Source organism: Cysteiniphilum halobium (assembly GCF_003574425.1).
Taxonomy (GTDB): Bacteria; Pseudomonadota; Gammaproteobacteria; order Francisellales; family Francisellaceae; genus Caedibacter; species Caedibacter halobius.
Map to the genome: position 1 here is coordinate 1 of NZ_QLIU01000061.1, position 647 is coordinate 647.

The window sequence follows — 647 nt, forward strand, 5'->3', positions numbered from 1 at the left end:
TTAAGAGAATAGCGAGAAGTGTTTAAGTGTTTACAATTGATGTTTTTTAGTCCAGAGGACGGAAGACAGATGGCAGAAGACGGTATTTGAGTGCAGCAAGCTGCACAGATTGTTTTTTTATTTTATTGTTTGGCATAAAGGTGTTGATAGTGAAATTAAAAATAAATCATCACGAAGTGATTCGACTACTGTCCTCTGTCCTCAGTTTTCCGTCTTCGGAGCCGGGTCTGTAGCTCAGCTGGTTAGAGCGCACCCCTGATAAGGGTGAGGTCGGTAGTTCAAGTCTACTCAGACCCACCAGTTCAGAAGACAGAGGACGGAAGACAGAAGACAGAATTTAGATAAAGCAAGCTTGATGGATCTATTTTAAATAGATCATCGCGAAGCGATACGATTATCTGTCCTCAGTCTTCAGTTTTCAGAAAAGGGGCCATAGCTCAGCTGGGAGAGCGCCTGCTTTGCACGCAGGAGGTCAGCGGTTCGATCCCGCTTGGCTCCACCATCTACGCATCGATGTTTAATTAAGGTTCAAAGAGTATTTTGATTTAAAATCCGATTTGATTTAACTTAACTTAATTAAGTTTTAATTATTGTATTGTGCTAAAGAGATTTAGCTGATCAAGGCGTGAGAAGAATGAAAGCAAGAG

2 tRNA genes are annotated in these 647 nt (G+C 41.4%); both read left to right on the plus strand.

The features are described 5' to 3' along the window. Positions 1-223: 223 nt before the first annotated feature. Positions 224-300, plus strand: a tRNA-Ile gene (locus DNK85_RS09975). Between the two features lie 126 nt (positions 301-426). Beyond that, positions 427-502: transfer RNA gene (locus tag DNK85_RS09980), tRNA-Ala, on the plus strand. The last annotated feature ends 145 nt before the right edge of the window (positions 503-647 follow it).